Source organism: Streptomyces boncukensis (genome assembly GCF_011045075.1).
Taxonomy (GTDB): domain Bacteria; phylum Actinomycetota; class Actinomycetes; order Streptomycetales; family Streptomycetaceae; genus Streptomyces; species Streptomyces boncukensis.
The window spans coordinates 1-12189 of the sequence record NZ_JAAKZZ010000200.1; the positions used below are offsets into that span (position 1 = coordinate 1).

Annotated in this window: 2 protein-coding genes; both read left to right on the forward strand. The window is 77.2% G+C overall.

The window, feature by feature from the left end; all coding sequences use genetic code 11:
- The coding region (locus G5C65_RS19420) for an SDR family NAD(P)-dependent oxidoreductase (protein WP_165300148.1) at nucleotides 1–9106 on the forward strand (9106 nt) is incomplete at its 5' end.
- Between the two features lies 1 nt (nucleotide 9107).
- A partial coding sequence (locus G5C65_RS19425) for a beta-ketoacyl synthase N-terminal-like domain-containing protein (protein ID WP_206442004.1) occupies nucleotides 9108–12189 on the forward strand: 3082 nt, incomplete at its 3' end.

The window sequence follows — 12189 nt, forward strand, 5'->3', positions numbered from 1 at the left end:
CAACCTCGTCGCGGGCCGCGACTGCGTGACCGGGATCCCGGCGGAGCGCTGGGACCACAGCGCCTACCACGACCCCGACGGAGGCCCCGGCAAGAGCACCTCCGCGTGCGCCGGACTGATCGACGGGGCCGACGAGTTCGACGCGCTGTTCTTCGGCATCTCGCCCCGCGAGGCCGCGACCATGGACCCGCAGCAGCGGCTCTTCCTCCAGACGGCCTACCAGGCGCTCCAGGACGCCGGTCACACCCGCGCCGACATCGGCCCCGACGTGGGCGTCTACGTCGGCGCGATGAGCTACGACTACGGCGTCCTCAGCGCCCAGGCGGCGCTCGGCGGACGCAGCGGCGCCGCCAACTCCGACGCGTACCAGATCGCCAACCGGGTCTCCCACTTCCTCGACCTCACCGGGCCCAGCCTGACGGTGGACACCGCGTGCTCGGCGTCCGGCACGGCCCTGGACCTCGCGTGCCAGGCCGTCCGCCGGGGCGCCGTCTCGGCCGCGATCGCGGGCGGCGTCAATCTGATCCTGCACCCCGGCAGGCACATCCAGTACTCCCAGGCCGGGATGCTGGCCCCCGGCGGCCGGTGCCGGGCCTTCGGCGCCGACGCCGACGGCATCGTGCTCGGCGAGGGCGTCGGCGCGGTGCTGCTCAGGCCGCTCCGGGACGCGGTGGCCGACGGCGACCACATCTACGGCGTCATCCGCGGCGTGTGGACCAACTCCGACGGCCGCACCAACGGGTTCACGGTGCCCAACCCGGCCGCACAGGCCCGGCTGGTGGCCCGCGCCCTGGCCGACGCCGGTGTCGACCCGCGCACGGTCGGCTGCGTCGAGGCGCACGGCACCGGTACGGCGCTGGGCGACCCGGTCGAGGTGCGCGGGCTGACCGAGGCGTTCGCCGCGCACACCACCGACCGGGGCTTCTGCGCACTCGGCAGCGTCAAGAGCAACGTCGGTCACCTGGTCGCGGCGGCGGCGGTGGCCGGGCTGACCAAGGTGCTTCTCCAGTTGCGGCACCGGGTGCTCGTGCCGACGCTGCACGCCGAACGGCCCAACCCGCACATCGACTTCGCGGCCACGCCGTTCCGGCTGCAGCGCGAGGTGGCCCACTGGGACAGGCCGCGGCTGCCGTCCGGGAACGCCGCCGGGGGCGGCGCTGCCGGCGACGTCTGCCGGGAGGTGCCGCGCCGGGCCGGGCTGAGTGCGTTCGGGGCGGGCGGCACCAACGTCCACCTGGTGGTCGAGGAGGGCCCCGAGTACGCGCGGGACGGGGCCCCGGAGCGGGGCGGTGCCGAGCTGTTCGTGCTCTCCGCCCGCGACGCGGACCAGCTGCGGGCCGCCGCGGCACAGCTGCGGGACTTCCTGGCGGCCCCCGGCCCCGGGGAGTGGCCGCCGCTCGCGGACATCGCCCACACCCTGCGGGTCGGCCGGGACGCGTTCGACGTCCGGGCCGCGTTCACCGCGCGCGACCGCAGCGAGCTGCTCGCCGCCCTCGCCCGGATCGCGCGGAGCGACCGAAGCGAACAGACCGACGGGACCGACGGCACCGACGAGCCCGAGGGCACCGCTCCCGTGTACGGGACCGCCGGCCCCGGCGCCGGTGCCGGTGCCGGCCCCGGCGCCGGTGCCGGTGCCGGAGCCGGAGCCGGTGCCGGCGCCGGCGCCGGTGCCGGAGCCGCGGGCCTCGTGGGGCTGTTCGGCGGCGCCGATGACGTCGCCCGCGACGAGGCCCGGCGGATGCTGCGCCGCCTGGCCGAGCGCGGGCGGCTGGACGCGGTCGGCGCGCTGTGGGCGCAGGGCGCTCCGGTCGACTGGGAGCAGCTGCTGCCGGGCCGGGGCCGTCGGCGCGTCCCGCTGCCCACGTACCCGTTCCGCCGCGACCGGCACTGGCTGCCCGGCGAGTCCACGGATACGGGGAGTGCTCCGCGGCTCTACCGGCCCCGGTGGGTGCACGCGCCGGCTCCCGCCGCACCGGCCCCGGACGGGGCGGCCGTCATCGTGCTGACCGACGCCTCGCCCGCCCCGTACGCCGGGTCCGGCGTCCCGTACCGCACCGTTACCGCCCGTCCGGGCGACCGCTACGGCCGCCGGGAGGACGACGGCAGCCGGGTGATCCGGCCGGGCGAACCGGAGGATTACCGGCGCCTGTTCGGCGACGCGGGCGTCCGGGGCCCGGTGACCGTCGTCGACCTGCGGCGCGCCGCGTCCGGCGACCCCGACGGCACGGTGCTGCCCGGCGCCGACACCGTACGGCGGGCTCTCGAAGCGCCGTTGGCCCTCGCCAGGGTGGCGGAGGGGCACGGCGCCCGGGTCAGCTACCTCGGTGTCACGTACGGCCCCGGACCCGATCCGACGGCCGCGGCCGTGGCCGCCTTCGGCCGGTCGCTCGCCCGGGAGACCACGGCCTGCCGCTGCGTCGCGGTCGCGGTCCCCGACGGGCCCGCGCCCGCGTTGGACGCCCTGCTCGCCGAGGCCGCGAGCGGCGAGCCCGAGGTCCGGCACGCGGCCGCCGACGCCGCCTCTTCGCCGTCGTCCGGCCGTACCCGCCAGGTCCGGCGGTTCGCGCCGCTGCCGGTCCGCGCCCCGGACGGGCAGGCCCGGGGCTCCGCGTTCCGGGAGGGCGCGATCTGTCTCGTCACCGGCGGGGCGGGCGGCATCGGGCGGCACGTGGCGCGCCATCTCGCCACCCGCTACGGCGCGTCGCTGGTGCTGATGGGCCGACGCGCGCCGGACGCCGCCGTCGAGCGACTGCTCGCGGAGCTGACGGACGCGGGCGGGCAGGCGGTGTACGCGCGGGGCGACGTCGCCGAGCGGTCGGACGTGGCGCGCGCCGCGCGTCTGGCACGGGAGCGGTTCGGCGGTCTGCACGGCGTACTGCACTGCGCGGGTGTCACCGAGGACGCCCTGCTGCGCGACAAGACCGACGCGTCCCTCGCACGGGTCCTCGGCGCCAAGACCACGGGCACGGCGCACCTCGACGCCGTGACCGCCGACGACGCACTCGACCTCTTCGTCGTCATGTCCTCGATCACGGGCACCGTCGGAAACGCGGGCCAGTGCGACTACGCCGCCGCGAACCGGGCCGCGGACACCGCGATGGCGCGGCGCGCCGCGTGGGGCCGCGCCGGGCTGCGGAGCGGGCGCTCGCTCTCGGTCGCCTGGCCGCTGTGGGCCGACGGCGGCATGCGGATGACGGAGGAACAGCAGCGGCTGGCCGCCGCCGAGTTCGGCATCCGTCCGCTGCCGACCGAACCGGCGCTGCGCGCCCTGGAGGAGGCGCTGGCGGCGGACTCGCCGCACGTCGTGGTCGGCTACGGGGACCGTGCGCGGATCGAGGCCGCGCTCCCGGCCGCACCGGCGGACGACGCGGTGAGCGACACGGTGGACGCCGCGGTGGACGCCGCGGTGGACGCCGCGGTGGACGGCCGTCCCGCGGGGGCGCCGGACGACGCGCTGCGGGAGTTCCTGTACGACGCCGTCGGCGAGCTGTCCGGCATTCCGGCCGCCGAGCTGGACGGGGCCGTCGAGTTCGGCCGGTACGGTCTGCACTCCGTCGCGCTCACCGCTCTGGCCAACCGGGTGAACGAGCGCTTCGGACTGGCGGTGACCCCCGTCACGCTGTACGAGCACCCGACGGTGGACGGCCTGGTACGGGTACTCGGCGGCGCCCCCGTGCCGGGGCCCGCGCACAGCGATGGCGGCTCCGGAGCCGACGCGGACGCCGACGCGACCGCCGACGCGACCGCCGACGCAACCGCCGACGCAACCGCCGATGCGGCCGCCGAGGCCGACGCGGGGACCGACTCCGCTCCCGGGACCGGGGATCGCGGGGATCGCGGGGATTCCCGTATCGCCGTCGTCGGCATGGCCGGGCGCTTCCCGGGAGCGCCCGACCTCGGCGCCTTCTGGCGCCGCCTGCTGCACGGCGAGCGCCTCGTCGGAGCGGTGCCCACGGAGCGGTGGGAGTCCGGCGCAGCGGGGCCGGCCGGGGGCGCCGGGTTCGGCGGATTCCTCGACGACGCCGACGCCTTCGACGCGGGGTTCTTCCACGTCTCCCCGCGCGAGGCGCAGCTGATGGACCCCCAGCAGCGGCTCTTTCTGGAGACCTGCTGGCAGGCCGTCGAGGACGCCGGGCGCGATCCGCGCTCCCTCGCCGGATCCCGCACCGGGGTCTTCGCCGGGGTCAGCCTCTTCGACCACTACGAACGGCTCGTCCGCTCCGGTGAGCGACCCGTCGGGCACGCCGTCACCGGGACCATGCACAGCATCGTGCCCAACCGGGTCTCGCACCAGCTCGATCTGCGCGGGCCCAGCGAGACGGCCGACACCGCCTGCTCCAGCTCTCTGGTCGCGGTGCACCGCGCGATGGCAGCGCTGCGCCGCGGGGAGTGCGACCTCGCCCTCGCGGGCGGCGTCAACCTGCTGCTGACGCCGACGGTTTCGGCCGCGCTGGACGACGCGGGCATGCTGTCCCCGACGGGACGCTGCACCACGCTCGGCGCGGCGGCGGACGGCTACGTCCGTGGCGAGGGTGTCGCCGCTGTCGTCCTCAAGCCGCTGCGCCGGGCGCTCGCCGACGGCGACACCGTGCACGCGGTGCTGCTCGGCTCGGCCGTCAACCACGGCGGGCGCACCCACTCCCTTACCGCGCCCAACCCGGCGGCCCAGAGCGAGGCCGTCGCAGCGGCCCTGCGGGACGCGGGCGCGGCCCCGGACAGCGTGTCCTACGTCGAGCTGCACGGCACCGGGACCCGGCTCGGGGACCCGATCGAGATCGCCGGGCTGCGCACGGTGTTCGAACCGGCCGCCGGGCGGCCCGGCTCCGAGCGGTGCGCGCTCGGCGCCGTGAAGTCGAACATCGGGCATCTGGAAGCGGCGGCCGGGGTGGCCGGGCTGGTCAAGACCGTGCTCGCGCTGCGGCACCGCACCCTCCCGCCGAACGCGGCCGAGGGCCCGCTCAACCCGCTGCTCGACCTGGACGGCTCGCCCTTCGACGCGCTGGAGGCGGTCCGGCCCTGGGCCGCGCGGAGCGGGCCGCGCCGCGCGGGCGTCAGCTCGTTCGGGTTCGGCGGAACGAACGCGCACGTGGTCGTCGAGGAGGCCCCGCCGCAGCCCTGCGGTGCGGCGGACGACGGCCCGCACGCGCTGCCGCTGTCGGCGCGCGACACGCCCCGGCTGCGGGAGTACGCGGAGCGCGTCCGCGCCTACCTGGCCAACGGCCGCAGCGACGAGGCCGAGGACGGGAGCGGAGACGGGGGCGGGGACGGGCTGCCGCCCCTCGCCGACATCGCGTACACCGCGCAGACCGGCCGGACGCCGCTGCCCGCGCGGCTGTGCGCGGTCGGGCGCACCCCGGCCGAACTGCGCGAGGCGCTCGGCGCGTTCCTCTCCGGGACGGACGCGCCCGGCCTCTACGTGCACGGCCGCGCTGGGCACGGCGCGGCCGGGGACGCCACCCGTGCGGGCACCGGGGGCAGCGCACCGCCCGACGGGCCGCACGCGCTCGCCCGGCGCTGGGTGGACGGCCAGGACGTGGACTGGTCCGCGCTGCACGGCGCCCGGCCGCGCCGCCGCGTCCCCCTGCCTGCCTACCCCTTCGACCACACGAGGCGCTTCGCGCCGACCACGGCACCGCCGGCGCCGCACCCGCCGGTACCGGCTGCGGCGGACCGCGCGGGGGCGCCGCGGCCCGCGCTGCTGGAGCGGCGCTGGCACCTCGCGGAACCCGACCCGGTACCGCACGGGCACCGCACGGGCCTGCTGATCGTGGACCAGCGGACGGCGGCGGAGCTGCTCACCGAGGCGGAGCTGCCCGCCGGCGTCGAGTGGACCGTCGTACGGGAGAGTTCGGCCCTGCCGCGGCTGACGCCGGACGAGTACGAGGCCGACCTCGACTCCCCCACCGACGGGCGCCGCGTCGCCGCCGAGGCCGCGGTCCACGGCACCGTGCCCGACCTGGTGGTGGACCTCGTGGACGCCTCCACCGCGCGGGACGACGCACGGCCCTTCGCGCGCGAGGCGGCCCGTGTCGCCCTCCTCCAGGCCCTCCTCGACCGGTCCCCCGGCAGCGGCGGGCTGCGCTGGGTGCACGTCACCCGCGACCTCGCACCGCCCCTGGGCCCGGCCCCGGCCCCGGGCCTCGCCGGAGCCAGGATGGCCGGACTCGTCCGCGTCCTCGGCGCCGAGTACCGGGCGCTGCGGGCCACCACGGTGGACGTGGCCGGGGACGCCACCCTCGGCGCGGCGCTCACCGCCGCGCTGGACGAGGCGGACGAGCGGGAACCCGTACCGGAGGTCCGGCGCCGCGACGACGGACGGTACGTGCCCCGCCTGGAGCGGATCGCGGCAGCACCCGACAGCGACTCCGCACACAGCGGACCCGGCGGGCACAGCGGACCCGGCGGGCTCGGCGGGATCCCGCTCGACCCCGCTCACGCCTATCTGGTCACCGGGGGCACCGGCGGCCTCGGGCTGGCCCTGGCGCGGCGGCTGGTCGCGCGCGGTGCCCGCAAGCTGGCACTGCTCGGGCTGCGCCCGCTGCCGCCCCGCGACCAGTGGGGGCCCATCGCCGCCGGTGACGTGCCGCACGGGCGGCGGGACACCGTGCGTGCGCTGCACGCACTGACGGAAGCGGGCGCCGAACTCGCCCTGCACGACGGCCCGCTGACGGACCGGGAGGCGCTCGCCGCCTTCCTCGGCGGCGTACGGCGCGATCTGGGCCGGATCGGCGGGGTCGTCCACTGCGCGGGCGAGGCCCGCCCCGGTCAGGCGTTCGCCCGGCAGCCCGCAGAGGAGCTCGCGCGGGTCCGGGAGCCCAAGGGCGAGGGCCTGCTGGTGCTGGACGCGCTGCTGCGGGACGACGCGCCGGAGTTCTTCGTGCTGTACTCCTCGGTCTCGGCCGTGGTTCCGGAACTCGGCGTCGGACTGGCCGGCTACGCCGGCGCCAACGCGTTCCTGGACGCGTTCGCGGCGCACCGCGCGAGCCGCTCCACGGGCCGCACCCGCTACCTCGCCGTGGACTGGGCGAGCTGGGCGGACACCGGCATGGGAGAGGTGCGCGGCCCCCGGTACCGCGAGCACGGCTTCGCCGCACTGGCCCCCGAGGACGGGCTGGACCTGCTGGACGCCGCGCTGGCCCGGCCGTCCGGTACGAGCGTGGTGGCGGCGGCCGTCCTCGCGGACCGGCGGGACGGCACCGGCGCGCCGACGCAGCGGGAAGAACCGGCAGAACAGCCGACAGAACAGCCGCCGGAACAGCGGCGGGAGCTGCCTGCGCCCGCCCCGGCGCGTGACGAGCTGACGACGGCGACCGTAGGGCACCTCACCTCGCTGCTGGCCGATGAGCTCCGGGTACCGGTGTCCGGGATCGACCCCGAAGCGGCGTTCGCGGACCTCGGCGTGGACTCGATCCTGATCGCGGGCATCGTACGGCGGCTGGAGCCGCTGGCCGGAAGGTCGCTGGACCCGGGGGTGATCCTGGAGCACCCGAGCGTGGCGGCGCTGGCCACCCATCTGGTGCACGCCTACCACCCCGCCGTAACCGCCGCCCTCACGACGGAACGTCCGGAGCCGGAGCCGGGACCGGAGGCGAAACCGGAACCGGAACCGGCGGCCGTCCCCGCCGTCTCCGGAGGCCCGGCCGGGGGCACGGCCGGAGTCCCGCCGCTCGCCGTGCTCGGCATGGCGGGGCGCTTCCCCGGCGCTCCCAGCGCGGCCGAGTTCTGGGAGCTGCTGTGCGAGGGGCGCTCCGGCATCCGGGAGGTGCCCCGCGAACGCTGGGACGTGCGTGCGCTGTACGCCGCCGAACCCCGGCCCGGCCGCAGCATCAGCCGGTGGGGCGGCTTCCTCGACGGGGTGGAGGACTTCGACCCCGCCTTCTTCGGCATGGCCCCGGAGGACGCCGCGCACCTGGATCCGGTGGTGCGCGCCGTGCTGGAGTCCGCCGAGCAGACGTTCCGGGACGCCGGATACCCGGCGGAGGAGGTGCGGGGACGGCGGATCGGCGTCTTCGCGGGCGCGGGCGCCAGCACCTACGGGCGACGGATCGCCGTCCCCGGCCGGTCCACCGCCACCGGGCTGAACCCGAACTTCATCGGCGCCCAGCTCGCCCACGTCTACGATCTGCGCGGCCCGAACCTGGTCGTGGACACCGCCTGCTCGTCCTCGCTGACCGCGCTCTGGCTGGCCCAGCGCGCCCTGGCCCTCGGCGAGTGCGAGATGGCGCTGGTGTCCGGGGCCGACCTGATCCTCGACGAGACGCCCTATCTCCGGCTCAGCGCCGCCCAGGCGCTGTCCCCGGACGGCCTCTGCCGGGTCTTCGACCGGAGGGCAGGCGGCTTCGTGCCCGGGGAGGGCGCGGGGTCGGTCCTGGTCAAGCCGCTGGACCGGGCGCTGGCGGACGGCGACAGGGTGCTCGCGGTGGTCGAGGCGTGCGCGATGAACAACGACGGCCGCACCATGGGCCTGACGACCCCGAACCCCGAGGCGCAGGAGTCGCTGATCCTCGACGCGCTGGACGCCGCGGGCGCCGCGGCCGACAGCGTGTCGTACGTCGAGGCGCACGGCACCGGCACGATGATCGGCGACCCGATGGAGCTGCGGGCGCTCACCCGGGCCTTCCGGCGCAGCACGGACGACGTCGGATTCTGCGCCGTCGGCAGCGTCAAGTCCAACGTCGGACACCTGCTGATGGCGGCGGGCATCGCGGCGCTGGAGAAGGTGGTCCTGGCCCTGCGGCACCGCACGCTCCCGGCGACGCTGCACTGCGACGAGCCCAATCCGCGCTTCGCCTTCGACACCTCGCCCTTCTATCCGAACACCCGGACCCGCCCCTGGCTGCCCCGGCAGGGCCTGCGCCGTGCCGGCATCAGCTCGTTCGGCTTCGGCGGCACCAACTGCCACGCCGTTCTGCGGGAGCTGACGCCGCACGAGCGCGCCGGGCGCCCGGAGCCGCGCGCCTCCCTGCCCCCGGCGGTGTTCCGCCGCCGACGCCATTGGATCGACCGGCCGGAGGGAACCGCTGTCCCGCCCGTCGCGGCAGGGGAACGGCTCAGCGAACCCGACGGCGGCCCGCGACCGATTCTCGCCCTGGAGGAGCTGAGCTGACATGCTCGACACCCCTCACGCCCGCGACATCCCGGGGGCGCCGCACCACGACGGCGCGCCGCACGGGCGCGACCGGCTCGCCGGACGCCGCGGCCGGGCGCTGGTGACCGCGCAGGACGCGGCGCTGCGCGACCACCTCGTGCACGGTGTGCCGGTGCTGCCCGGGGTCTTCCTGCTGGAGCTGGTGCTGCGGCTCGTACGCGACGCCGGGGTGGACCCGGCGACGGCGGAGCTGCGCCGCTGCCGCTTCCTCGCGCCGGTGACCGAACCGGGCGCCGCGGGGCACCGCGTCGAGGTGCTGCTCGGTGAGCCGGACGGCGGCGGCGCCCTGCCCGTCACCATCCGCGGCCGGGCCGAAAGCACCGAGAGCGCCGAGGGGGCCTGGCGTACGCACTGCACCGCCGAGCTGCATCTGGGCCGTCCCCGGCCGCAGGAGCGCGTCGACCCGGGCGCCCTGGCGGACCGCGCCGGGCCCGGCACGGACGCGGACGAGCTCTACGCCCTCGTCCGGCGCATCGACATCGAGCACCGGGACTTCATGAAGGCGCACGGGACGGTGTACGCGGGGCCCGGCTTCGCCCTCGCGGAGCTGTCCCTCGCCGACTCGGCACGCGCGCACCTCCCGCACTTCCTCGCCCACCCCGCGGCGCTGGACTTCGCCACCCTCGTCCCGCTGTGGCTGCTGGCCCCGGGGCGGCGGGAGGCGGCCGACCACGCGTTCCTGCCGATCTCGATCGACTCCTTCCGCGCCGCCGAGGGCATCGGCGCACACGGGTGGGTCCATGTGCCCGGCCCGGTGAGCGGCGGACTCGACAGCGAGACGATGCGCTCCGACATCAGGGTGTGCGACGGCGAGGGGAACGTCGTCGCCGCGCTCACCGGCTTCCGCGCGAAGCGGGTGCGCACGGCCGGAGACCTCACCGGCGACGGCACCGCCGGGCACGGCGGCACCCCGCAGGCACCGGAGCCCGGAGAGCACGGCGGGCACGGCGAGCCCGGCGGGCACGGGCGCAGCGGCGCGGCTCCCGTCGGGGAGGTCGTCACCGAGGTCGTCGCCGCCGCGCTGGGCATTCCGCCCGGCGACCTCGACCCCGACCGCGGCTTCTACGACCACGGGCTGACCTCCGTCTCGCTGCTCTCCCTCGCCGACACCCTGGAACAGCGCCTGGGGCGCGAGCTGTACCCGACGCTGCTGTTCGAGCACCCGACTGCCCGCGCCCTGGCCGCCCATCTGCGCGACCAGGAACCCGTCCCGCAGGAACCCCTGCCGTCGGCTCCCGCGCCGTCGGTCTCCCGGGTGCGGGAGCGGTCCGCTGCGCCCGCGCAGGACGGGCCGCCCGGCCCCGGCCCTGACGCCGTAGCGATCACCGGCCTCGCCGGACGCTTCCCCGGCGCGCCGGACACCGGAAGCCTGTGGCGGCTGCTCGCCGAGGGCCGCGACGCGCTCAGCGACGTACCGCCCAACCGCTGGGACGCCGCCCGCCACTACGACCCGGCCCCCGGCACTCCCGGCCGCACCTACACCACCCGGGGCGCGTTCCTGGACGGCGTCGACCGCTTCGACGCCCCGTTCTTCCGCTTCACCGACCGGCAGGCCGAGCTCGCCGACCCGCACGAGCGGCTCTTCCTGGAAACCGCGTGGCAGGTCCTGGAGGACGCCGGGCACACCCCGGCCGGGCTCGCGGCGCAGACCGACGGCGAGGTCGGCGTCTTCGCCGGGGTGATGTGGAACGACTACCAGCTGTACGGCGCGGACGCGGCGCCCGGCGGCGGCCCGGCGGCCGGGTCCTGGTTCTCCGCCGTGCCGAACCGGGTCTCGCACCTGTGCGACTTCAGCGGCCCCAGCCTCGCCGTGGACGCGGCGTGCTCGTCGTCGCTGGCGGCCCTGCACCTGGCCGCCGAGAGCATCCGCCGGGGCGAGTGCCGGGCGGCTCTCGCGGGCGGCGTCAACCTCTCCCTCCACCCGTACAAGTTCGTACGCCTGGCCCAGCTGCGGCTGCTGTCGGCCGACGGGCGGTGCAGGCCGTTCGCCGCGGGGGCCGACGGCTATGTCCCCGGCGAGGGGGTCGGCGCCGTGCTGCTGCGGCCGCTCGGCGACGCCCTCGCCTCCGGCGACCGCGTCCACGCCGTACTGCGCGGGTCGTCCCTCCGGCACAGCGGGCGGACCAGCGGGTTCGCCGTACCGCACCCGGAGGCGCAGGAGCGGGTGGTGGCCGAGGCGCTGGACCGCTCGGGGGTGCCCGCCGGGACGGTGGGCTATCTGGAGGCGCACGGCAGCGCCACCGCGCTCGGGGACCGGATGGAGTTCGACGCCCTCCGCGCCGTCTTCGGCGAGCGCACGGACCGCCGGGAGTTCTGCGCCCTCGGGTCGGTCAAGCACGCGCTCGGCCATCTGGAGGCGGCGGCGGGCGTGGCCGGGCTCGTGAAGATCCTGCTGTGCATGCGGCACGGGCGGCTCGTACCGTCCCTGGGCGACGGGGCCGCGGAGCTGAGCGTCGACTTCGCCGACAGCCCCTTCCGCCCCGCCCGCCTGCTGGAGCCGTGGCCGGAGCAGACGGACCCGGCCACGGACGCGCCCGTACCGCGCCGGGCCGGTCTGAGCACGTTCGGAGCCGGTGGCGCCAACGTCCATATGGTGCTCGAACAGTACCGGGAGCCGGAGCCGGAGCCAGAGTCGAGGGCCGCGGCACCCTCGGGACCGGCCGGGCCCGAGGTGGTGCAGCTCTCGGCGCGGACCCCGGCAGCGCTGCGCGAGCGGGCCCGCCGGCTGCGCGACGCCGTACGGCAGGACGCTCCGCCCCGTCTCACCGATGTCGTCCACACTCTGCGGACCGGACGGGAGGCCATGCGGCATCGGCTGGCGCTGGTGGTGCGGGACGCGGACGAGCTGGCCGAGGCGCTGGAGACCGTGGCGGAGGGCGGAACGCCGCGCGTCCCGGTCCGCTTCGGCGAAGCCGGTCCCGCGGCGGACGCGCCCGGCACCGGACCGGCCGCGCCCGCATCCTCGCCCGACGCGCTGGCCGAGGCATGGACGAAGGGCGCGCCCGTCTCCTGGCCGGCCCCCGCCCCGGACGTTCGGCGCG